This is a genomic window from Streptomyces boluensis (assembly GCF_009908195.1).
GTDB lineage: Bacteria > Actinomycetota > Actinomycetes > Streptomycetales > Streptomycetaceae > Streptomyces > Streptomyces boluensis.
The window spans coordinates 16,763-39,558 of the sequence record NZ_JAAAHS010000003.1 but is presented as its reverse complement, the minus strand read 5'-3'; the positions used below and the strand labels follow the sequence as shown (position 1 = coordinate 39,558).

Annotated in this window: 19 protein-coding genes; 14 read left to right on the top strand and 5 right to left on the bottom strand. The window is 69.9% G+C overall.

Annotation, left to right across the window (positions count from 1 at the left end):
- Positions 1 to 245 precede the first annotated feature (245 nt).
- The 6 genes from GUY60_RS00930 (at position 246) to GUY60_RS00905 (ending at position 5,513) form a co-directional block, all read left to right on the top strand.
- Entirely contained in the window at positions 246 to 707 is a 462-nt protein-coding gene (locus tag GUY60_RS00930) for an acyl-CoA thioesterase (RefSeq protein ID WP_161692897.1), read from the top strand.
- A gap of 159 nt (positions 708 to 866) precedes the next feature.
- Complete coding sequence (locus tag GUY60_RS00925) at positions 867 to 2,084, top strand: acetyl-CoA C-acetyltransferase (protein ID WP_161692896.1); 1,218 nt, start codon at positions 867 to 869, stop codon at positions 2,082 to 2,084.
- Complete coding sequence (locus tag GUY60_RS00920) at positions 2,081 to 2,836, top strand: SDR family oxidoreductase (protein ID WP_161692895.1); 756 nt, start codon at positions 2,081 to 2,083, stop codon at positions 2,834 to 2,836. Before GUY60_RS00925 ends, GUY60_RS00920 begins: the two co-directional genes overlap by 4 nt.
- A 121-nt stretch (positions 2,837 to 2,957) precedes the next feature.
- A complete protein-coding gene (locus GUY60_RS38680) occupies positions 2,958 to 3,116 on the top strand; it encodes a hypothetical protein (RefSeq protein ID WP_161692894.1) in 159 nt (52 codons plus the stop codon).
- A gap of 88 nt (positions 3,117 to 3,204) precedes the next feature.
- Positions 3,205 to 4,236 (top strand): phosphotransferase family protein, encoded by a 1,032-nt coding sequence (locus tag GUY60_RS00910; RefSeq protein WP_161692893.1) that lies wholly within the window; start codon positions 3,205 to 3,207, stop codon positions 4,234 to 4,236.
- Entirely contained in the window at positions 4,236 to 5,513 is a 1,278-nt protein-coding gene (locus GUY60_RS00905) for an acyl-CoA dehydrogenase family protein (RefSeq protein WP_161692892.1), read from the top strand. Before GUY60_RS00910 ends, GUY60_RS00905 begins: the two co-directional genes overlap by 1 nt.
- A gap of 78 nt (positions 5,514 to 5,591) precedes the next feature.
- Here GUY60_RS00905 and GUY60_RS00900 read toward each other — a convergent pair whose 3' ends face one another.
- Complete coding sequence (locus GUY60_RS00900) at positions 5,592 to 7,388, bottom strand: acyl-CoA dehydrogenase (protein ID WP_161692927.1); 1,797 nt, start codon at positions 7,386 to 7,388, stop codon at positions 5,592 to 5,594.
- Between the two features lie 226 nt (positions 7,389 to 7,614).
- Between GUY60_RS00900 and GUY60_RS00895 the strand changes: the two genes are divergently transcribed.
- On the top strand, positions 7,615 to 8,988 hold the full coding sequence (locus GUY60_RS00895) for an NAD-dependent succinate-semialdehyde dehydrogenase (protein ID WP_161692891.1): 1,374 nt from the start codon (positions 7,615 to 7,617) through the stop codon (positions 8,986 to 8,988).
- A 101-nt stretch (positions 8,989 to 9,089) separates the two neighbouring features.
- Here GUY60_RS00895 and GUY60_RS00890 read toward each other — a convergent pair whose 3' ends face one another.
- Positions 9,090 to 10,247 (bottom strand): acyl-CoA dehydrogenase family protein, encoded by a 1,158-nt coding sequence (locus tag GUY60_RS00890; RefSeq protein ID WP_161692890.1) that lies wholly within the window; start codon positions 10,245 to 10,247, stop codon positions 9,090 to 9,092.
- A 271-nt stretch (positions 10,248 to 10,518) separates the two neighbouring features.
- Between GUY60_RS00890 and GUY60_RS00885 the strand changes: the two genes are divergently transcribed.
- The 5 genes from GUY60_RS00885 to GUY60_RS00865 all read left to right on the top strand — a co-directional run bounded on the left by GUY60_RS00885 (position 10,519) and on the right by GUY60_RS00865 (position 16,430).
- A complete protein-coding gene (locus GUY60_RS00885) occupies positions 10,519 to 11,772 on the top strand; it encodes a cytochrome P450 (protein WP_161692889.1) in 1,254 nt (417 codons plus the stop codon).
- Between the two features lie 113 nt (positions 11,773 to 11,885).
- Positions 11,886 to 12,782 carry an NAD(P)-dependent oxidoreductase gene (locus GUY60_RS00880; RefSeq protein WP_161692888.1) on the top strand — a complete coding sequence of 299 codons (897 nt, stop codon included), beginning with the start codon at positions 11,886 to 11,888 and terminating at the stop codon, positions 12,780 to 12,782.
- A 230-nt stretch (positions 12,783 to 13,012) separates the two neighbouring features.
- Positions 13,013 to 13,654: a response regulator transcription factor gene (locus tag GUY60_RS00875; protein WP_312866141.1), complete on the top strand. Its 642-nt coding sequence runs from the start codon at positions 13,013 to 13,015 to the stop codon at positions 13,652 to 13,654.
- Between the two features lie 96 nt (positions 13,655 to 13,750).
- Entirely contained in the window at positions 13,751 to 15,085 is a 1,335-nt protein-coding gene (locus GUY60_RS00870) for a flavin monoamine oxidase family protein (RefSeq protein ID WP_161692886.1), read from the top strand.
- Between the two features lie 40 nt (positions 15,086 to 15,125).
- Positions 15,126 to 16,430: a flavin monoamine oxidase family protein gene (locus GUY60_RS00865; RefSeq protein ID WP_161692885.1), complete on the top strand. Its 1,305-nt coding sequence runs from the start codon at positions 15,126 to 15,128 to the stop codon at positions 16,428 to 16,430.
- Between the two features lie 99 nt (positions 16,431 to 16,529).
- Here the strand turns inward: GUY60_RS00865 and GUY60_RS00860 are convergent, their stop codons facing one another.
- Both GUY60_RS00860 and GUY60_RS00855 read right to left on the bottom strand, forming a co-directional pair.
- The gene (locus GUY60_RS00860; protein WP_161692884.1) at positions 16,530 to 17,813 is read right to left on the bottom strand and encodes an NAD(P)/FAD-dependent oxidoreductase; all 1,284 of its coding nucleotides are present in this window, start codon (positions 17,811 to 17,813) and stop codon (positions 16,530 to 16,532) included.
- Between the two features lie 78 nt (positions 17,814 to 17,891).
- Entirely contained in the window at positions 17,892 to 19,466 is a 1,575-nt protein-coding gene (locus GUY60_RS00855; RefSeq protein WP_161692883.1) for an AMP-binding protein, read from the bottom strand.
- A 245-nt stretch (positions 19,467 to 19,711) separates the two neighbouring features.
- Between GUY60_RS00855 and GUY60_RS00850 the strand changes: the two genes are divergently transcribed.
- Entirely contained in the window at positions 19,712 to 20,938 is a 1,227-nt protein-coding gene (locus tag GUY60_RS00850) for a saccharopine dehydrogenase family protein (RefSeq protein WP_161692882.1), read from the top strand.
- 2 nt (positions 20,939 to 20,940) lie between these two features.
- Positions 20,941 to 21,708, top strand: a complete 768-nt coding sequence (locus tag GUY60_RS00845; RefSeq protein WP_161692881.1) for an SDR family NAD(P)-dependent oxidoreductase — start codon at positions 20,941 to 20,943, stop codon at positions 21,706 to 21,708.
- A gap of 88 nt (positions 21,709 to 21,796) precedes the next feature.
- Here the strand turns inward: GUY60_RS00845 and GUY60_RS00840 are convergent, their stop codons facing one another.
- The gene (locus tag GUY60_RS00840) at positions 21,797 to 22,639 is read right to left on the bottom strand and encodes an NAD(P)H-binding protein (RefSeq protein ID WP_161692880.1); all 843 of its coding nucleotides are present in this window, start codon (positions 22,637 to 22,639) and stop codon (positions 21,797 to 21,799) included.
- Between the last annotated feature and the right edge of the window lie 157 nt (positions 22,640 to 22,796).

Below are 22,796 nucleotides of genomic sequence, written 5' to 3'. Positions count from 1 at the left end.
GAGGCTGCACCAGCGTGCCGCGTGTTCGGAAGGGCTGTTCACAGCTCGGCCCTTCCGAACACGCGGCACGTTGCCGCTGGGCCACAAGTGGCCCTTCCATAGGAGCAGTTGAGGCCAGGCCGCGACCGGCGACAGCCGGAATTCGCCGCACACCCCCAGTCGGGCATTCCTTCGCCCGAGGGCGCACGACGAGTCCCAGAGCCACCTACGTTCCGCGGAGGACACAGAGCCAGCGGAGGTGGAAAGTGCCGATACCCGGCAGTGCAACAGAGCGTCACGACGGTGCAGTCAGCGGCTCCGAAGTATGGCGGAGCGAATTCCGTCTGCGATTCAGCGATCTCGACGGCCTCGGCCATCTCACGGCATCGGCCTACCTCGCCCTGTTCGAGGAAACCCGCGCGGCCTGGATGCTCGGAACGCTCGACGTCGCCTATCCGACCTATGTGGTGGCGACCCAGCACATCGAGTACCTGCACGAGGTCACTCCGGAGCATGGGGCCGTCTCCGTCGACCTGGCCTTGAGCGAGATACGGACCACCAGTTTCCGTGTGGTGGAACACCTGCGGACAGCGGCCTCGCTCTCCGCGCGTTCGACGGCCACGCTCGTGATGTGGGACATGGACCGCCGCCGGCCTCGACCGATCACAGCGAACGAGCGCGCGGTGTTCGCGGCATACCTCGCTGAGCCGACCGGCCCGAAGGACTGAGCCAACGCGCCCTGCTCCTCGGCAAACACGGACCTGGACGCCTACGCGCCGCCCCTCCCCCAGCCGGGCAGGGGCCCTGCCTGAACCACGGAGGCCGCCCCTTCCCGCCCTATGGTCCACCGCAGCAAAAGCAAGCGCTTAGCCAATGAGGGAGTGCCCATGTCCGAGGCCGTAATCGTCGCCACCGCCCGCTCACCGATCGGCAGGGCCGGCAAGGGGTCGCTGAAAGACATGCGCCCCGACGACCTCGCCGTGCAGATGGTGCGGGCCGCGCTCGACAAGGTGCCCGCGCTCGACCCGGCCGACATCGACGACCTCGTCCTCGGGTGCGGCCAGCCCGCCGGTGAGTCCGGCTTCAACATGGGCCGCATCGTCGCCGTACTGGCGGGACTCGACGGGGTGCCGGGCACCACGGTCAACCGCTACTGCGCGTCCAGCCTGCAGAGCACCCGCATGGCGCTGCACGCCATCAAGGCGGGCGAGGGCGACGTGTTCCTCTCCGTCGGAGTGGAGACCGTCAGCCGGTACGGCAAGGGCAACGCGGACGGCCTGCCGGACACGCAGAACACTCTGTTCGACGAGGCCCAGACCCGTACCGAGAAGTTCACCGCGGGCGGCCAGACCTGGGCGGACCCGCGGACCTTCGGCGCCCTGCCGGACGCGTACATCACGATGGGCCAGACCGCCGAGAACGTCGCGCAGTTGAAGGGCGTGACGCGGGCCGACCAGGACGCGTTCGGCGTGCGCTCGCAGAACCGGGCCGAGCAGGCCATTACGGACGGTTTCTGGGCGCGCGACATCACGTCGGTGACGTTGCCTGACGGGACGGTGGTCAGCAAGGACGACGGCCCGCGTGCCGGCGTGACCCTGGAGGCCGTCTCCGCCCTCAAGCCGGTCTTCCGGTCCGACGGAACCGTGACCGCAGGCAATTGCTGCCCGCTGAACGACGGCGCGGCGGCGCTTGTGGTCATGTCGGACGTGAAGGCGCGGCAACTCGGCCTCACCCCGCTCGCGCGGATCGTCTCCACCGGAGTCTCCGGGCTCTCGCCGGAGATCATGGGCCTCGGCCCGGTCGAGGCGTCCCGGCAGGCCCTGCAGCGCGCCGGGCTCGGCATCGGCGACATCGACCTGGTCGAGATCAACGAGGCCTTCGCCGCCCAAGTCATCCCGTCGGCACGGGAGTTGGGCATCGACGAGGACCGCCTGAACGTCAACGGCGGCGCGATCGCCGTCGGCCACCCCTTCGGCATGACCGGCGCGCGCATCACGTCCACGCTGATCAACTCGCTGCAGTGGCACGACAAGCAGTTCGGCCTGGAGACCATGTGCGTCGGCGGCGGCCAGGGCATGGCGATGGTCCTGGAGCGGCTCTCATGACCAGGCGCTTCGAAGGCAGGACAGCCATCCTGACGGGCGCCAGCCGGGGCATCGGTCTCGCCGTCGCCCAGCGGCTGGTGGCCGAGGGCGGGAAGGTCGTCGTCACCGCCCGCGAACAGGGCGCACTCGACGAAGCGGTCGGGCAGCTCGGCGGGCCGGAACACGCTGTCGGTGTGGCCGGGCACGCGGCCGACGTCGACCACCAGGCCGAGGTCGTCAAGCGGGCGATCGAGGCGTTCGGCAGCGCCGACCTGCTGGTCAACAACACCGGCATCAACCCGGTGTACGGCCCGCTGATGGACCTTGACCTCGACGTCGCCCGCAAGGTCGTCGAGGTCAACTGCCTGGCCGCGCTGTCGTGGACCCAGCAGGTGCACCGGGCGTGGATGTCCGGGCACGGCGGCGCCGTCGTCAACATCTCCTCGGTCGCCGGGATCCGCCCTGCGCCCGGAATCGGCCTGTACGGCGCCAGCAAGGCGATGCTCACCCACATCACCGAGGAGCTCGCCGTCGAACTCGGCCCGGACATCCGGGTCAACGCGGTCGCCCCGGCGGTGGTGAAGACGAAGTTCGCCACGCAGCTCTACGAAGGCCGCGAGGACGAGGCCGCCGCGGCGTACCCGCTGAAGCGGCTCGGCGTGCCGTCCGACATCGGCAGCGTCGTCGCGTTCCTGCTGTCGGACGACGCCGCGTGGATGACGGGCCAACTCCTCGTCGTCGACGGCGGCGTGACCCTCACCGGAGGGTCCTGATGCCGGTGCGCAGACAGGGCGCATTGGTCTCCGGAGCCGGACACGGCATCGGCCCGGCGCTGCCCCCGACGGCAACGGCCGCCGCACCGGCCGACCCGACCCTTCCTACGACTGGAGCGAAATGATGACCTTCACCCGTACTGCCGTCGTCACCGGCGCCGCCCGAGGCATCGGTGCCGGCGTCGCCCGGCGGCTGGCGGAGCTGGGCGAGCCGACCGCACTCGTCAACAACGCCGGCATCATCCGGGAGCTCCACGTCGCCGGAGGGCCGCAGGCATGACGATCTTCCCGCTGCATGACTTGCAACCCGGCGTCAACTGCGGGTCGTACAAGGTGAGTTGCTCCTCGGGCGCGGTGGCCTGATGCCCATGACGGAAGACGGCCTGCCGGGCCTTGATCTGGCCCGGCTCGGTAAATGGCTGGCCGAGTCGGTACCGGAAGCCGGTGAAAACCTCTCCGCCCGAGTGCTCGCCGGCGGCAGGTCCAACCTCACCTACGAGGTCACGAACGGGGCCTCCACCTGGATCGTCCGCCGACCCCCGCTGGGGCACGTACTCGCGACCGCGCACGACATGGCCCGGGAGTTCCGCGTGATGTCGGCGTTGCAGGACACCGCGGTGCCGGTGCCGAGGACGTACGCCCTGTGCACGGACGACACGGTCCTCGGCGCCCCGTTCTACGTGATGGAGCGGGTCACGGGCACCCCGTACCGGAACGCCGTCGAGCTGGAGCCGCTCGGCCCGGAGCGCACCCGGGTGATCTCGACCGGCCTCGTGGACACCCTGGCCACCCTGCACGAGGTCGACGCGGCCGCGGTGGGACTCGCCGACTTCGGTCGGCCCGAGGGCTTCCTGACCCGCCAAGTAAGCCGCTGGAAAAGGCAGTTGGACGCGTCGTACTGCCGCGACCTGCCGGCGGCGGACGAGCTGCACGCCAAACTCGCCGCACACGTGCCGCCGCAGTCCGCGGCGGGCATAGCGCACGGGGACTACCGCCTCGACAACGTACTCGTCGACGAACAGGACCGGCCGGCCGCCGTCATCGACTGGGAGATGGCCACCCTGGGCGATCCTCTGACCGACCTGGCCCTGCTGGTTCTCTACCAGCGCATCGGCACACTGCTTGGCGGGAGCAGCGCGCTCTCCCCCGACGCCTCGTCGGCGCCGGGCTTCCTCACCGAGGACGAGATCCTCCAGCGGTACGCGTCACGCAGCGATCGCGATCTGTCCCGTTTCGGCTTCTACCTGGGCCTTGCCGCATACAAGTTGGCGGCAGTCGTCGAAGGCATCCACTACCGCCATCTGCACGGGCAGACCGTCGGCTCCGGCTTCGAGCACGTCGGTGAGACCGTCCACCCGCTGCTCGACACCGGGCTCGCCGCACTGAAGGAGCACCGCTGATGGACTTCGCCCTCGACACCAGGACCAGGGAACTGCAGGCCGACCTGCTCGACTTCATGGCCGGCCACGTCTACCCGGCGGAGCCGGTCTTCGCCGAGCAACTGGGACGACTCGCGAACCGTTGGGCGTGGGACTCGGTGCCGGTGCTCGCCGAGCTGCGGGCCGAGGCCCGGCGCCGCGGCCTGTGGAACCTCTTCTTGCCAGGGGAGCATGGGGCCGCGCTGACCAATCTGCAGTACGCGCCCCTCGCCGAGATCACCGGCCGCAGCATGCACTTGGCCCCGGCCGCCCTCAACTGTGCTGCCCCGGACACCGGGAACATGGAAGTGCTGTCGATGTTCGGCACGGAGGCGCAGCGCGAGAAGTGGCTGGAGCCGCTCCTTGACGGCGAGTTCCGCTCGTCGTTCGCGATGACCGAGCCCGACGTGGCCTCCTCGGACGCCACCAACATCTCGACCCGCATCGAACGCGACGATGGGGGTACCTCCCGCTCGAGCGGAGCCGAGAGTGGGGGAGCGTACGTCCTCAATGGCCGCAAGTGGTGGATCACCGGGGCCATGAACCCCGCCGCCCGCGTCTTCATCGTCATGGGCAAGACCGACCCCACCGCGGACCGGCACCGTCAGCAGTCGATGATCCTCGTCCCGCGCGACACCCCCGGCCTCACGATCGAGCGCGGCATGGAGGTCTTCGGCTACGACGATCACGAACACGGCGGCCACGCCGAACTGTCCTTCACCGACGTCCGAGTGCCCGCCGAGAACCTGATCGGCGGTGAGGGCGACGGCTTCGCCATCGCGCAGGCCAGGCTCGGTCCGGGCCGCATCCACCACTGCATGCGCGCGATCGGTGTCGCCGAGCGGGCCGTGGAGCTGATGTGCGCCCGCGCCGACGAGCGCGTCGCGTTCGGGCGACCGCTGGCCGACCAAGGCGTCGTCCGTGACTGGATCGCCGAGTCGCGCGTACGGATCGAGCAACTGCGTCTGCTCGTACTCAAGGCCGCCTGGCTGATGGACACGGTCGGCAACAAGGGTGCGCACACCGAGATCCAGGCCATCAAGATCGCCACCCCTGCCACCGTGCAGTGGATCCTGGACAAGGCCATCCAGGTGCACGGCGCCGGCGGACTCTCCCAGGACTTTCCGCTGGCCGGTGCGTACGCCGCGATCCGCACCCTGCGTTTCGCCGACGGGCCGGACGAGGTGCACAGAAACGCGCTGGCCCGAGCCGAACTACGGCACCAGAGACAACAGCGGCAGCCGCGCCCGGTCACGTGACCAGCACGCGCCACGTCTCACCGCCGAACGCCCTCGGCCGACACGCGTCCATGTCGGCCGAGGGCGTTGTTCCGTGGATCAGAACCACTCGGGCCGGCAGTCGGCCGTGGTCGAGTCGAGGCTGTCGAGCAGGTCGAACTGCGGCCCGGTGCGCGGGAGTTCCACGCGGAAGAAGTACCGGGCCGCCTGCCGCTTGCCCTCATGGAAGTCGTCCGTCGCATTCCCCAGCGCGAGGAACTGCTCAAGCCAGATCCAGGCAAGCACCACGTGACCGACGGCTTCCAGATAGACAGAAGCGTTGGCCAGCGCGGTGGCGGGGTCTCCGGTCGACCAGAGCTTGGCGGTGGTCCGCTCGACGCGGGTCGCGGCCTGTTCCAGGCGAGTGGCCAGCTCGGCGGCTTCGGCGCCGGCCTCCGTGGCCCGAGCGCAGGTTGTCGCGAGGGTCCCGAGGAGCGCCCTCAGCCCCGCGCCGCCGTTCATGACGACCTTGCGGCCGAGCAGGTCGAGGCCCTGGATGCCGTGTGTGCCCTCGTGGATGGGGTTGAGGCGGTTGTCCCGGTAGAACTGCTCGACGTTGTACTCCTGGGTGTAGCCATAGCCCCCGTGCACCTGGATGGCGAGGTCGTTGGCGGCCAGACACCACTGCGACGGCCAGCTCTTGGCGATGGGCGTCAGGACGTCCAGGAGGAGACGGGCGCGGGCACGTTCGGGCTCGTGCTCGGCGGTGTTCTCCTCGTCGAGCAGGCGGCTGCAGTACAGGATGAGGGCGAGTGCGCCCTCGACATAACTCTTCTGCGCCAGCAACATCCGCCGTACGTCGGCATGTTCGATGATGGGGACCTGCGGCGCGTTCGCGTCCTTACCGCTCAGCGGTCGCCCCTGGGGGCGGTTGCGGGCGTAGTCGAGGGCGTGCAGATAACCGGTGTAGCCGAGTGCCGTGGCACCCTGGCCGACACCGATGCGGGCCTCGTTCATCATGTGGAACATGTACGTGAGTCCCTGGTGGGCCTCGCCCACCAGGTAGCCGACCGAACCCGGGGCGCCGCCCGGGGTGTACTTGCCCTCGCCGAAGTTGAGCAGCGTGTTGGTGGTGCCGCGGTAGCCCATCTTGTGGTTGAGGCCGGCCAGTACGACGTCGTTGCGCGCGCCCGGAGTGCCGTCCGGCTCGACCAGGTACTTGGGCACGATGAACAGCGAGATGCCCCTGACGCCCGGCGGACCACCGGGAATCTTGGCCAGCACGAGATGGACGATGTTCTCGCTCAGTTCGTGATCGCCGCCGGAGATCCACATCTTGGTGCCGGTGAGGCGGTAGGAACCGTCACCCTGCGGCTGCGCCCGGGTCGTGATGTCGGCCAACGACGATCCCGCCTGGGGCTCGGAGAGGCACATCGTCCCGAAGAAGCGGCCCTCGACCATGGGTCGCGCAAAGGTGTCGATCTGCTCCTTACTGCCGTGCGCCTGAAGCAGGTTGGCGTTGCCGATGGTGAGCAGCGGGTACGCGGTGGTGCCGATGTTGGCGGCCTGGAAGAAGGCGATGCAGGCGTTGGCCACCACGTGGGGCAGCTGCTGGCCGCCGATCTCACAGCCCATGGCGGCGCCGGTCAGGCCGGACTCGGCGAAGACCCGCAGGGCATCCTTGACCTCGGGAATGACGTGCACCCGCTCGCCGTCGAAGTGAGGCTCCTCGGCGTCGTTCTTCTTGTTGTGCGTGGCGAAGTGCCGGGTCGCGATGGCCTCGCTGAGGTCGAGGACCGCGTCGAACGTGTCCCGGTCGTGGTCGGCGTATCGAGGGCGGCGTGTCAGAGCGGAGACGCCCAACCAGTCGTGGAGCAGGAAGTCGAGATCGCGGCGCGAGAGCAGCAGGGAGTCCATGGTCATGGCGGGAGCATGCAGGCGTGCGGTGCCGGAGACCTCGCAGGTGCGAAGGACGTGCCCGGTTGGGTGATGCCGGAGGGGGAACGCCGAAGCAGGACAGCCGGGTTCACCCGGCCCCTCCCCCGGGTGGGGGCGTTTCCGTCGCCACGACCGGCCTTTCCCACCCTGGGCGGCAGGGTCCTCAAGGCCGTGTCCTGTCATCCGTCATGCCGTGGAGGCTGCCGTGAGTACGTACGCCGTCGTCGATCCCAGCACGGGGCAAACCCTCGAAGAGCATGCGTCCCTGTCGGACTCCGCACTGCGGGAGACGCTCGATCGTGCCGCCGACGCGCAACATGAGTGGGGTCGAGCCTCCTCCGTCACGGACCGCGCCGCGCTCCTGAGCCGGGTCGCTGAGCTCTATACCGAGCGTCGCCAGGAACTCGCCCGGATCATCAGCCGCGAGATGGGCAAGCCGGTCACCCAAGGACTCGGCGAAGTGGACTTCTGCGCGGCGATCTACCAGTACTACGCGGAGAACGCCGAGACCCTGCTCGCGGACGAGCCGGTCGATCTGGTCTGGGGCGAAGGCACGGCGGTGGTGCGCCGCGCGCCCCTCGGGACCCTCCTGGGGATCATGCCGTGGAACTACCCGTACTACCAGGTCGCGCGGTTCGCGGCGCCCAACCTGCTGATCGGGAACACGATTCTGCTCAAGCACGCGGCCCAGTGCCCTCAGTCCGCTGCGGCCATCGAGCAGATCTTCCTCGACGCGGGCTGCCCCGCAGGCGTCTACACGAACCTCTACGCCACGTACAGCCAGGTCGACCAGGTCATCGAGGACCCCCGTGTGAGGGGCGTGTCGGTGACCGGCTCGGAGCGGGTCGGGTCCCTGGTCGCGGCGGCCGCGGGGCGTCAACTCAAGAAGGTCGTGCTCGAACTCGGCGGCTCGGACCCATTCATCCTGCTGAGCACGGACGACCTCGACGCGACCGTGCAGGCCGCCCTTGCCGCACGGTTCCACGAGAACGCCGGCCAAATCTGCTGCGGCGCCAAGCGTTTCATCGTGATCGACGACCTCTACGACGCCTTCCTGGAGAAGCTGACCGCGGCTCTCGCGGAGACGAAGCCCGGCGACCCCGCCGCGGAGGAGACGCTCCTCGGTCCGGTGTCCTCGACGACCGCGGCCGAGCACCTGGAGGACCAGCTGAAGCGGGCTGTCGCGGAGGGCGCCACCGTCGCGCTCGGCGGCAAGCGGGACGGCGCCTTCTTCGAGCCGACCGTCCTCGTCGACATCAGCCCGGAGAACGAGGCCGCCAAGGAGGAGTTCTTCGGCCCGTTCGCCCACGTCTACCGCGTGTCGTCCGAGGACGAGGCGATCACAGTCGCCAACGACACTCCGTACGGCCTCGGTTCGTACGTCTTCACCACCGACCCGGAACAAGCACAGCGCGTCGCGGACCAGGTCGAGGCAGGCATGGTCTACGTCAACGTGGTGGGCGCGGAGGAGCCGGGGCTGCCGTTCGGCGGGGTCAAGCATTCCGGCTTCGGCCGGGAACTCGGCCGGTTCGGTGTCGACGAATTCGTGAACCGGAAGCTGATCCGCGTCGCCGGCTGAGCGCGGCTCCGACCAAGGCGCGCAAGCCTCTCAGCACTGACCCACTGGCCCGGCGCACCGTCAACGGTGCGCCGGGCCAGTGCAGTTCGGGCGCTGCCGGCTCAAACGCCCATGTCCTTCGCGATGATCATCTTCATGACCTCTGATGTGCCGCCGTAGATGCGGTTGACGCGGTTGTCGGCGTACAGGCGGGCGATCGGATACTCGTTGATGTAGCCGTATCCACCGTGGAGTTGCAGACAGCGGTCGATGACCCGGTGCGCCACCTCGGTGCAGAACAGCTTGGCACTCGCGGCCTCGGCGGCCGTCAGCTCGCCCCTGTCCAGGGACTCCAGGGCGCGGTCGGTGACAGCCTCGGCGGCGTCCACCTCGGCCTTGCAGGCGGCCAGCTCGAATCCGGTGTTCTGGAAGTCGGCCACGCGCTTGCCGAAGACAGTGCGCTGCTCGACGTACTCCTGCGTGAAACGCACCGCCGCCGCGGCCTGCGCGTAGGCGTTGTGGGCGATGCCCCAGCGCTCGGAGGCCAGGTTGCGGCCGAGGTAGCCGAAGGCCCTGTTCTCTTCTCCGAGCAGGTCCTCGGCGGGCACCTTGACATCGGCGAACGCCAACTCGGCCGTGTCGGAGGTCTTCAGGCCGAGCTTGTCCAGCTTGCGGCCCACCGAGTAGCCCTCGGACTTGGTGTCGACGGCGAACAGCGAGAGGCCGAAGCGGCGGTCGTCCTCGCGCGGTGCGGAGGTGCGGGCGCAGACAATCACGCGGTCGGCGTGCACACCGCCGGTGATGAAGGTCTTGGCGCCGTTGAGGACGTAGTGCGTGCCGTCCTCGGAGAGCTTGGCGGTGGTCTTCATGCCCGCGAGGTCGGAGCCGGTGCCCGGCTCGGTCATCGCGAGGGCCCACATCTCCTCGCCGGAGACGAACTTCGGCAGGTAGCGCTTCTTCTGCTCGTCGGTGGCCAGCATCTTGATGTACGGCAGGGACAGCAGCACGTGCGCTCCCGTGCAGCCGAACAGGACGCCTGCGCGCTCGGCCTCCTCAGAGAGCACGGCCAGGAACTTGTGCGTGTGCACGCCCGCGCCGCCGAACTCCTCGGGCACGCTCATACCGAAGACGCCCAGCTCACCGAGCTTGTAGTAGAAGTCGCGCGGCACTTGGCCGGCCGCGTACCAGTCGTCGTGGACCGGGAGCACCTCGGCCTTGATGAAAGAACGAAGGGTCTGGCGGAAGGTCTCGTGGTCCTCGTCGAACACGGTGCGGCGCATGGGTCATTCCTTCTGCAGAAGTGGTCAGGCGGGCAGCAAACCCGCACCTGCGGATCGGTCGGCCTGACCGCGCCTGATCCACGCCCGGTTGGGGGACGGGCTGGTCAGCCGCCGTTGTGCCTGGCGAGCTCGAGCACTCGGCACCGGCTCAGGCTCAGGCAGCGGCGCGTCCCCCAAGTGGGCTGTGTTCTCGGCTGAAGCGGTCGCGGCCGCTCTCCCCGCTGCTTACTTCAAGGGCTTCCGTTGTCCCAGCGGCCACTTGGAGAAGCTGATGCCCTCGCCCGACCGTCCTGACGACGGCCCGACCGTCGCCGACATGGAACTGTGGAAACAGGGACCGCCGCACGCGCGCTTCCACGAGCTGCGCTCGAAGTGCCCCGTGCACTGGTCCCCCGGGATCGCCGGTATGCCGGACGAACCCGGCTTCTGGTCACTCACCCGGGCCGAGGAGCTCGAGAAGGTCAGCCGGGACTGGAAGACCTTCTCGTCGCACCTCGGCGGAGCGGTCGACATCACCTTCGGGGACCTGCCGCCCGAGCTCCAGGAGCTCGGCAAGCTGGACATGATCAACCTGGACCCGCCCAAGCACGACCGTCTCAAGGCGCTGTTCCTCGAAGGGTTCACGCAGACGCGGATCGCCGCCCAGGAGGCGTGGATCCGCGAGGTCGTCACCACCGTCCTCGACCGGCTCGACGGCCGGGAGACCTGTGACCTCGTGGCCGACGTGTCGAAGCCGGTCGTCTCCCGGGTGATCCACGGGTACCTGGGCATTCCGGAGGAGGACGACGCCAAGTGGGCCGAGTACATGGGGCGTTACATCGGCCGGGACGATCCGGACCTCAACCCCGGCGGCCTCGCGCAGTGGGCCGACGAGTTCATCCCCATGCTGATGGAGGAGTGCATGGCGCTGATCGAACCGCGCCGTGCCAACCCGACGGACGACCTGATCAGCATCCTCGTACACGCCGAGATCGACGGCGAGCGGCTGACCGACGACGACATAGTGATGGGCATCCTGCTCCTCTTCGCGGCCGGCAACGACAGCACCATGGCCACGTACGTCAGCGCGATGAAGGCGCTGATGGACCACCCCGACCAGCGTCGACAAGTCCTCGACGACATGACGCTGGTGCCCAGCGTGGTCGAGGAAGCCCTGCGGATGTTCCCCGCGTTCTCCCTCATGCGGCGCACCGCCACCCGTGACGTCGAGCTCGGCGGCCGGCTGATCAAGGAGAACGACAAGGTCGTCCTCTGGTACCCGGCGGCGAACCGGGACGAGACGCGGTACGAGCATCCGGACCGTTTCGACGTCACGCGCAACCCCGAGCACTTCGCGTTCGGGGCAGGCGGCCGCCACTTCTGCCTCGGCAACGCCCTGGCCCGCCTGGAGCTGCGTCTGATGGTCGAGTTGACCCTGGAGCGGTACCCGCAGATGGAGATCGTGGGCGACGCCCCGTTCGCGGAGGTCTTCTTCATCAACCAGCTCAAGGCGCTGCCGGTCCGGCTCGGCCCCCGCGCCTCCTGACGGCCCCGCTCGGCACCGCTCGGCACCGCTCGGCACCGCTCGGCACCGCTCGGCACCAGAAACCCGGCGGCCATCACCCGTCCCGCCGCCCACAGCGGAAACGGAGCAGGAACTTGTCCGACAACAAAGCCGGTTCCAAGAGCTACGACATCGCAGTCATCGGCTGCGGCCTGATGGGTTCCGCGCTGGCGCGCGCCTTCGCGAGCAAAGGGTTCTCGGTCGCCGCCTGGAACCGGACTCCCGAGCGCGCGGAAGCCCTCGCCGGTGACGGAATCACCGCACTGCGGTCCATCGACGACGCGGTGCGCTCCTCACGTCTCGCCGTCGCCTGCACATCGACGTACGACGCGATGCTGGCGTCGCTCGACGCGGTCACGGACTGGTGGGGAGTCACCCTGGTCAACGTCGGCAGCGGCTCACCGGAGGGGGCTGCGAAGGCGGAACACTGGGTGAACGCACGAGGCGCCAACTACCTGGACGGCGCCGTCCTGTGTTACCCCCAACAGATCGGCACACCCGACGGGTTCATCCTCTTCTCCGGCTCGCCGAGTGTCTGGGAGGCCAACAGGCCGGCGCTCATGGCACTGGGCGACGCGTCCTGCCATGTGTCCGACCGGGTCGGGGGTGCGAACGTGCTCGACGCCGCCATCGTCGCCTCGTTCTACGTCTCCGCGCTGAGCGCCTACGTGGAAGCCGCGACCTACGCCCGGAGTCAGGGCGTGTCCGCCGAGGCACTGCGCATGGTGTCCATCTCCGCCCTCGACACCCTCCGCCAGACCACGGAGGAAGCCGCGGCGGCGATCGACTCCGGCAACCACGACACCGACCAGGCCACTCTGGAGGTCTACGCCGAGGGCGCCCGCACCGCGCTTGCCTCCATCCAGGCCGCCGGCCACCGGAGCAGGCTCCTCGAGGCTGCGGTCGAGAACCTGACGGCTGCCGAGGCCGCCGGACTCGGCAGCCTCGGCTTCTACGCCCAGACCAAGATCGTGTCCACGGAGGGCATCTGACGGGCGGCCCCGCGCAGACCACCAACACCTGTAGTTCAGCCCGCTCGGAACGGCGCGACGCGGTGCGGCCAGACATGGCCGCACCGCGTCTTCTGTCTTCGCCCACGCGTGACCCCGCTCACAAAAGCAGGTACCCGGCAGGTAGTTCTCCGGGTACCCCGGGCGGCGGCCGACCAGCACTCTCAGAGGCATAAGCGCTTGTGAAACGGAGCCGTCTCCTAGGAGGAACGATGGGCGAAGTTCTCATGGCTGTGCGGCCGGCGTCCGAGGACCGATGCCGGATGCAGCGAGTCCTCTGCGTGGACGAGAACGAGCTGGTTCAGGCCGGGTTGCGATCGATCCTGTCGGACGAGCCATGGGTGGCGTCGTGCCTCGTGGCACCGTCGATGGAAGTGGCTTGGCAGGTGGCTCGACGCCATCGTCCACAGCTGGTCCTCGTGAGCACCTCACTCGGTGGCCGCTCGGGACTCGAACTGTGTACGACCTTCAAGAAGCACATGTCCCACGTACGAGTCGTGCTGATGTCGGGCGAGGGGCGCCTGTCCGCGGCTCAGGCCCTCCACCACGGGGCGGACGCCTCACTCTCGAAGCACATGCCGCGAGCGGCCATCGCCGCCGTACTGCGGCGAGTCGCCGAGGGCGGCCGGGTCTTCCCGAAGGACGCGGGGCCGCCGGCTGTTCAACTGTCCCCGCGCGAGCTGGACATCCTGCAGCACGTGGCTTCGGGGCTGAGCAACCCCGAGGTCGCGGCGACGTTGAACCTCTCCCGGCACACCGTCAAACAGCACACGAGCGCGGTCTACCGCAAGCTCGGCGTGCGCAACCGTGCTCAGGCGGCCAGCCGCGCCCAGGAGCTCGGACTCCTCCCCTGACCGCAGCCGACTCTGCCGCGTCCGTGCATCCCCCACCCGTCCGTGACTGACCGCGCGCAGCCTCCGTGTTCCGGTCCGCCCGCTGATCCTGAGGCCATGGAATTGATCACCCGAACTCCCACGTCCACGGTGGTCGTCGGCGCCGGCCTGGCCGGCTTGACCGCCGCTCGACGCCTGGTCGACGCAGGCAGCGAGGTCACCGTCCTCGAGGCACGCGACCGACTGGGCGGGCGGGCCCACAGCGTCACCGACAGCTTCGCCGAGGGCCAGCACGGCGACCTCGGAGCAGAGCTCGTCCTCCGCCACTACGACTCCTTGATCAGGACCTGCGGCGAGCTCGGCGTCGAACTGTCCGATCCGGTCTTCTTCGAACGACCGGACACGAAGCCGGACGAGACATCCCTGGAGGGCTTCCTCGACGAGGGACGCATCATCGTCGACGGCGAACTCCTCACCGGGGAGGCGTTCCGGGAGGTCGACACCGAGATCCGCAAGGCACTCAGGAACGCACCGCTCGCCCGGCACGAGATCTTCGAGCAGTGGACAAGGCGCGCACGGTTGTCCCCGCGGGCCCGCGGGGCGCTGTCCGGCGTGCTGCGGATGGCCGTGCAGTACGACCCGTTCCAGACCGACGGCCAGCACCTGGTCGAGGGGCGGTTGGGGGCCGTCCGCCGCATCGTGGGCGGGAGCCGGCGCCTCGTGGAGGCACTGGCCCGCGGGATCGACATCCGCCTCGACACGCCTGTTCTCGCCGTACGCCAGTCCGGCGGCCGCGTCACGGTGGAGACCGAGTCGGGCGAGACGATATCGGCGGACCGCGTCATCGTCGCGGTGCCACCGTTCGTCGTACCGACGCTCGGCTTCGACCCGCCGCTCCCCGCAACCCGGATCGGCGCGCTCACCTCACTGCAGCGCGCTTCCGGCGGCAAGGTGATCGCGCAGTACGCCGAGGGCGATGCCGTACGAGCGGCCCTCACCCGCGGCGTCTTCTCCGACGGGCCGATCAACATCGCGTGGGTCGGCAACCCGTACGTGACCCAGGGGCCCGCGGTGGTCAGCGGCTTTCTCTGCGGCGCCGACCGGCAGTTCCTCGAGAGTGACGACGCGGCCGTCGCCGGACTCGACGCCGTCGTCGAGACAGCCGTCGGGTCACCCGTCACCCGTATCGCGGCCACGCGCAAGGACTGGACGCCGGACCGCTTCGCACTGGCCATGGGCACCACGCTCCCCGCCGCCCAACGCGGCAGCCTCGCGGCTCAGTTCGCCTTCCCGGACCGCCGGGTGCACTTCGCCGGGGACTACACCGTCGGCCGACTCTCCGGAACCATGGAGGCGGCCGTCCGGTCCGGCGAGCGCGCCGCCGACGAGGTGCTGCGACGGCCCGGCCGTATGCAACTGGCGGAGATCGACTCGACGTTGGTGCGCGGATGAACCGCGTCGCCGAGACCCCGAACCCGAGGATGGCCACCCCATGAGCACGATCGTGATCGGCGCCGGCCTGGCCGGGCTCGCCGCGGCCCGAAGGCTGCAGGCCTCCGGCGAGGAGGTGACCGTCCTCGAAGCGCAGCCGCACGTCGGAGGCAGAACCCGCACCGTCCGCGGGCGGTTCCTGCACGACCAACCGGCCGATCTGGGCGCCTCGTTCATCGACCTGGGGCAGGATCTCATCCTTCAGGTCTGCGCCGAGCTCGGCGTGCGGCTGACGCCACGGACGGAGCTGTTCCCCCGCGATCCGGACGGGCGGGCGACCGCCGCCTCGCCCCTGCGCAACCCTGTGGTGCTCGGCGGTCGGCTGCTCGACCCGGCCGAACGCGACCGGATCGCCGACGAGGTCCGCACCGCGCTCGACGCGTCACCGCCCCTGCCGACCGAGACGCTGCCGGCGTGGGCAGCCCGCGCCCGCCTCTCGCCCGTCGCCCGTCGGGCGTTCCTCGCGCAGACCGGAGCGAACCCCGTCGAGGAGCCCTGGGCCACGCAGATGGCCCACGTCGAGCCGCTGCACATCGGCACGGCGTGCTGGATGCTCGCCGACGGTTCCGACTCACTCGCTCTCGCGCTGGCCCGCGGCCTGGACGTCCGCCTGGAGCAGCCGGTCCGTCTGGTGCGACGCGACGGACACCGCATGACCGTCGAGACCGACAGCGACTCCTTCACGGTGGACGAGGTGATCGTCGCGACACCCGTCAAGCCGACCCTGCGCATCGGATTCGATCCGGTCCTTCCGGAGTGGAAGGTGGGCGCCCTCACGGCGACGCCGATGTCGCAGGGCGGCAAGGTGGTCGCCCAGTACGCGCGGGGACGCGAGATCAAGGAACGCCTCGGGCTCGCCGCCATGAGCGACGGTCCGATCGGTTTCCTCTGGGCCCGCCCGGTCGGGCCCGAGGACACGGTCGTCGTGCTCGGCCTCGTTCCCGACCGCGCCGACGGCGTTCTCCATGACGAGGACCGAGCCCTGAAGGCCCTGGACGACATGGTGCGCACGGTCACGGGCGTGGAGCCGCAGCGCCTCGCGGGCATCGTCCAGGACTGGCCCGGTGAGCAGTACGCCGGCGGCGTCGTCTCGTCGCTCGACGGTGACTTTCCACGCCTCGTCTCCCTGCTCGGAGCCGCGGTCGGCCCGGTGCACTTCGCCGGCGAGCACACGGCGGAGCTGTGGGCTACGAGCATGGACGGCGCGCTCCGCTCCGGTTTCCGCGTCGCCGACGAGGTGTTGCAGCGCCGTCGTACGAGGGAGGGTCGGCTTTCGCGTACCCGTCGGCTGTCGCGCACCCGATAGCAAGCACACGACGAGTGAGCAGCCCCCGGCCGGTCGGCCGGGGGCTGCTCACTGTCCTACGATGGCCCAACTCTCCGTTCTGGCACGGCTGTTGATGCCTCAGCGGTGCACGCTGCCGAGGCGGTCGGTGAGTCGGTCCGCGAGCCATCCGAGGCGCAGGGTCACCGGGTTCGCGACGCCGGGAGCGAAGCGCTGGGAGTCTCGCCAGACGGCGGAGAGGTCGTCGTGCATCCCCTTGCCCGCCACATGGTCGGCGAGCAGGGTGCCCAGGTACGGCGCCTGCGGCAGCCCGTGCCCGTTGCAGGCCAGCGAGTAGGAGATACGAGGAGTCGCCTGTCCCACGACCGCCATGTTCGACGGAGTGAGCCCGATCCACCCACCCCAGGCCCGCGCCGGGGCAATGGCCGCCAACGTGGGGAACCGCTCGCGGAAGCCCCGCACCAGGTCGTCGACCACCCGCTGGTCGGGCACCCGGTCGGCGCGCGCCCGCCGTGACGTCTGGAGTCTGCGGGAGGTGAAGACGACGGTCCCGCGGTTCGTCGGCCGGAAGCTCTGCATCACGAAGTGATTCGTCGTGATGGGAGTACGGCTGGTCCACCCGGCGGCGTCGAGCATGTCGGGCGGGACCGGCTCGGTCTCGACAGCCGTGACCCACACCGGGGTGCTGAGGCGCCGGGGCGAGACGTCGAGGCCGTTGGTGAACGCATTGGTCGTGAGGATCGCATGGCTTGCCCGGATGCGGCCGTCGGCCAGTTCGACCGTCACCGAGCCGCCGGAGTCGGCGACGCCCAGGACCGGACTCTGCTCGTACGTCCGTACAGCCGACGCGCGGACCACCTCGCGAACGCCGAGCGAGAGCTCACCAGGGTTCAGGATCCCGCCGACCTTGATGTGCAGCCCGCCGGGGAAGGCCGGCGGGATCCCGAGTTCCCGGGCATCAGCCACGACCGCCCGCTTGCCTGTCTTGACGTTCGCCGCCATGCGCCGGAAGGCAGCGGCCGTCGGCGCCGCCGCGACGTTGCCGGTCTTCCGATAGCCGCACTCGATGGCGTGACTCTCGATCAACTCCTCTGTGAAACTCACCGCGTTGTTCGCGAATCGATACAGGCCCCGGGCCCGGTCCGCGTAGAAGTGCTTCAGTATCCGGGGGTCGCTGCCGAGGGTCGGCGTGAGGTATCCGGCGTTGCGCGCGCTGGCTCCCCAGCCGCAGATGTCGGCCTCGACGAGGACGACATCCCGTCCGAGATCGGCGAGCCTCAGCGCGGCCGCCATCCCGCCGAGTCCGCCGCCGATCACCACCACGTCGCAGGAGACGTCGCCCGCGACACCCGGTTCGCAGGTCGTCGGCCGGTCCACCCACCCGCTGCCCGGCAGGTAGGTCATCGCTACGGTGCTCCGGCTGTGCATCCGAGTGCCCACCGGTTTCCTCTGGTCCTGGCTCATCCGATCGTCCCGCCCTGGTCAGCGCCGGCCGAGGGCAACGTTGCCGTCCCAGGCGGCGGCGGTGATGCCGCGCTTGCGGACCTTGCCCTTCTCGACCCGCTCCGAGGGCGTCTTGGGCAGGCTCTCGACGAACTCCACGTAGCGGGGCACGGCGAAGGCCGGCAGGTCGTCGGCGATGAACTCGATCAGCTCCTGCGGCTCGACGCCCTGGCCGGGCCTGGTGACCACGAGGACGGCGACGTCCTCCTCACCGACCTCGGACGGCACGCCGATGGCGGCGGCCTCCAGAACCTGCGGGTGCGCGACCACGGCCTGCTCGACCTCCCACGCCGACACGTTCTCGCCGCGACGACGGATCGAGTCCTTCTTACGGCCGACGTACTCGAGGTAGCCGTCCGCATGCTCACGCACCAGGTCGCCCGTGTGGAACCACAGGTTGCGCCAGGCCTCGACGGTCGCCTCCGGCTTGGTCCAGTACCCCTGCGTCATCACCGCGTGCTCGTGCGGCCGGTAGACCAGCTCGCCGATCTCTCCCGTGCTCACCGGGGCGTCGTGGTCGTCGACGACCCGGACGTCCAACTGCGGTACGGGCTTGCCGATCCGGCCGGGAACCGTACTCCCGACCGGCGCCGAGGCGATGAGCAGGCACTCGGTCATGCCGTAGGCCTCGATGATGTCGATACCGAAGCGCTGCTCGACGTCGCGCAGGATCTCCCCCGGCGTGGACGAGCACATCGCGAGCCGGGCCGGGATGTCCTTGTCGTCGGGCCGCGGGGGCTGCTTGTGCAGCATCCAGAGCATGGTGCCGATCGTGCCGAACACGGTCGCACCGTGCTCGCGGATCTCGTCCCAGAACCGCGAGGCGCTGAACCGCTGCCCCAGCGCCGCCGTACCCCTTACGTGCCAGGTCGTCGCCAGGAAGCCGCGGGCGTCTATGTGGAAAAGCGGCTGGGCGCAGTAGACGACCTCGTCGTCACCCAGCCGCATGATGTCGGCGGAGTGGGCTCCCTGAGCGGGGTAGTAGCGCTGCGGCAGCATGACGCCCTTGGAGGGCCCTGTGGTCCCGGACGTGTACATGATCGTCGCGGTGGCGTCCGCAGGCGGGGCCGCGAGGGTCTCGTCGGAGTCCCTGCCGAGGGCCATCAACTCCTCGAAGGTGAGGTGCTTGGCCCGGTCACCGAACGGTCGACCGCTGTGCTCGCCGATGCAGACCACGTACTCCGGGTCGGACGAGACCGCCTCGGCGAGGAGTGTCAGGTACTCCTCGGTGCCGATGAGCACCCGCGGGCCGGCGTCGGACACGAAGTACTCGAGCAGCCGCCCACGCGCCTCGGCGTTGAACGGCACGTCGATCGCACCGGCCGCGTTGGTGCCCAACCAGGCCCACACGGTCTCGGGCCGGTTGCCGCACATGATGCCGACACGCTCGCCCGGCTGGATGCCGAGGGCCCGGATCCCTCGCCCCGCCGTCTCGACGTGGTCGAGCGTCTGCCGGCGGGTGAACGACTGACCGGAAACACGTAGGAACTCGTGGTCGGGGCGCTCGGCGGCCGCGACACGGAGGGTGGCGAGAAGGCTGTCCTGAAACGTCATGCGCGCATCGTGCCGACTCCCTTCCGGCCGATCGGACGCGCCCACACGAACACACCCACCTGGGGGACACCCCCACCGGCCTGCGGTTCTGGGGCCACGGGCGCCCCTCCGCCGGCGGACTCCCCCACCCGGGCACGGTTGGCCGATGCCGACCGACGGTCGACGATGCCTTGACCAGGATGCGGACTCTCCGGCCGACGCCTCTTCAGATGAAGCCGACGCCTCATCAGATAAAGGAGAATCCCATGTCCCCCATGTCCACCGACAAGTCCGCTTCTCCGCGTACGGCGGTGATCGTCGGCGGTGCCGGCGCGATGGGGCGGTGGGGGGTTCGCGCGATCGCCCGCCTCGGCTCCGTCGAGCGTCTGCTCATCGCCGACATCGACATCGCCCGCGCGAAGCAGGTCGCGGCCGAGGTCGGCGGGCCGTGCACGGCCGTCGAACTCGATGCCACCGACACCGCCGCGATGCGGACCTTGTTCGCCGAGTGCGACGTGGTCCTCAACACGATGGGCCCGTTCTCGCTGTTCGCCCGGCCGATCCTGGAGGCCGCGATCGACAGTGACTGCCACTACCTCGACATCGACGACGACTGGGAGTCGACGGTGGAGGCGTTCGACCTCCACGCGCGTGCCCGGGAGCGGGGCCTCACGGTGGTCAAGGGCATCGGCGGCAGTCCGGGCTTCTCCAACCTGAGCGCCCTGGTCGCCGCGCGGCGTCTCGACGAGGTCGACACGCTGCTCACCGGCTGGTCCATGGGCGGAGCGGTCCTGGAGGAGGAGCCCGACTACCCGTCCGCCGGCGGTGCCGGAGCCGCCGTCGAGCACTGGCTGATCCAGATCAGCGGCACGATCCGCGCCTGGCGCGAAGGCGGCGTACGGGACCTCGCCCCTCTGCAGCCCGTCGAGTTCGACTACCCGGGCCTCGGGCGGGTGCGTGGCTTCACCGTCGGCCACCCTGAGGCGCTGACGCTGCCGCGCCACCTGCCGGGGCTTACCACGTCCCTGAACATCACCTCGGGGCCGGACTGGCTTTTCGACCACGCGCGTTCCGTGGCGGCGGACTTCGACGCCGGAGCGATCAACCTGGCCGAGGGCGCACAGCAGTTGGAGAACCCGCCGCGGCCCGCCGAGCGGGCGCCGCGCGACCCGCTCGGCCAGGTGTGGACGGTCGCGGTCGGCACACGGAACGGACGTCGCACCGCCGTCTCCGTCCAGCCGACGGCGATGCCTCCGGGCAGGATGGGCGGTGGTACCGGCGTCGCGCTCGCCGTCGGCCTCGAGTTGCTCTGCCGCGGCCGGATCAAGGAGTCGGGGGTCCACTCACCCGAGGCTGTGATCGACCCGGAAGACTTCTTCCCGCTGTACGCCGAGTTCGTCGAGCCCGCGACTGCCGGCGACGACCTGCTGCTCGTCCAGGAGATCGACGACCCGGCCCCTGTCTCGCTGCCTGCGCTGACGGACGAGGCCTGACGGTGGCTGCGTTCCAGACGGACGACTTCGACCTGACCGGTCGCCGAGCGCTGGTGACCGGCGCCAGCCGCGGCATCGGTCGCGCTGTGGCCGTCGCCCTCGCACGCCGGGGTGCCGACGTCCTTGCGGTGGCGCGCTCCACGGCCGGCCTTGACGAGACCGCCGCCGCGGCGGCCGGAGCGTCCGGCTCGATCCACGTACGCGCTGTGGATCTACGCCATCCCGACCACATCCGGGCGACGGTCGATCACGCCGTCGACGTGCTTGGCGGCCTCGACGTTCTGGTCAACAACGCGGCCTCCGGCCACTGGTCGCTCATCGAGGACACCGACCTGGCCACGTACCAGCAGGTCCTGGAGCTGAACCTGCAGTCGTGCTGGCTGCTCTGCCAGGCCGCATCGGGGGTGCTCGGCGACGGTGCCAGCGTCATCAACGTCGCGTCGATGCTCGGGACGGTCGGCTCCCGGAACGAGACGGCGTACGTCGCCGCCAAGCACGCCTTGGTCGGCCTGACCCGCGCACTGGCGGTGGAGTGGGGCCGTCGCGGTGTGCGGGTCAACGCTCTGGGGCCGGGGTACGTCGAGACGGCGATGACCATCGAGGGCCTCGTCGAAGAGGGCTACAGCGCGTGGGTCCGGCGCAACACGCCACTCGGCCGCTGGGCCCAGCCGGAGGAGATGACCGGACCTGTGGTCTTCCTCGCCTCGCCCGCGTCGGGCTTCATGACCGGCCAGGTCCTCGTGGTGGACGGCGGCTGGACCGCTCGCTGAGCGCTTGCGCCCGTGGGTCGACGTACGTCGCGAGTCGCGGTGTACGTCGACCTCCGCCTTGAACTGACAGAAGGCGCCGCTGACTTGGTCACGACGGCACGGGCCGGGCCCAGAAGTCCGCGTTCTCGTCGACGTACTCCTGCACGGTGCGCGGCTCGCGGCGCAGAAGTCGGCGCAGGTCGTCGTGGATCGGCGCGCAGACACCGGCGGCGGCGTCCGCCTCGAGGTCGGCGAGATACCTGACCCATGCTTGCGGAGCTCCGGAGGCGCGCAGCCGGGCGAGCGACTCGGTCAGGGTCGGGGACACGTGGCGGATCGGACGGCCCGATGCCGCTGAGATGCGGGACGCAAGCTCGGAGAGGGGCACCGACTCGCGGCCCGTGAGAGTCAGCGCGCCGAGCCCGGAGCCGGCGTTGAGTGCGGCCGCGGCGATCTCGGCGACATCGCGTGCGTCGACCAGCGAGAAGCGGGCGTCGCCGCTGGGCAGGACGATCTCTCCGGTCCTACGTACCTGCTCACCCCAGGCGCCGCCGGGACCCCAGTTCTGCAGGAACCAGGACGGACGCAGGATCGTCCAGTCCCACCGTCCGCCCTGGACGATGAGCTCCACCGCGCGCTCCGGGTCGTCGGCGGGCTTGCCCTCGCGCCCCATCTCGGAGAGCAGCACCACGTGCCGGAGGTCCCCGGCCTGCTCCAGGAGCGCGGTGATCGGCGCCACCGGGTCGACCGGCGGCTTGACCAGGTACACGGCCCGCGCCCCTGCCAGTGCGGGCGCCCAGGTGGATCGGTCGTGCCAGTCGAACGGGACCGCGTGGGACGCGGCCGGCCGACGTACCCCTACGCGATGGGGCACATCGGCCGCGTGCAGTGCATCGGTGACGTGTCGGCCGGTCTTTCCCGTCGCCCCGAGGACCAGGATCCGGTCAGCCATGCATCCACCCTTCGCCGGTCGACAACCCCTGGCCCCCTCGTCCGGAGTGCGTCCGGAGTGTCGTACGTGTCGGACCAGGCAGCCGCCCGGTCTCCACACCCTCGCGAACCCCGCCTTCCGATGGCACCCGGGGAACTACCTGTTTCGGCTACCTGCG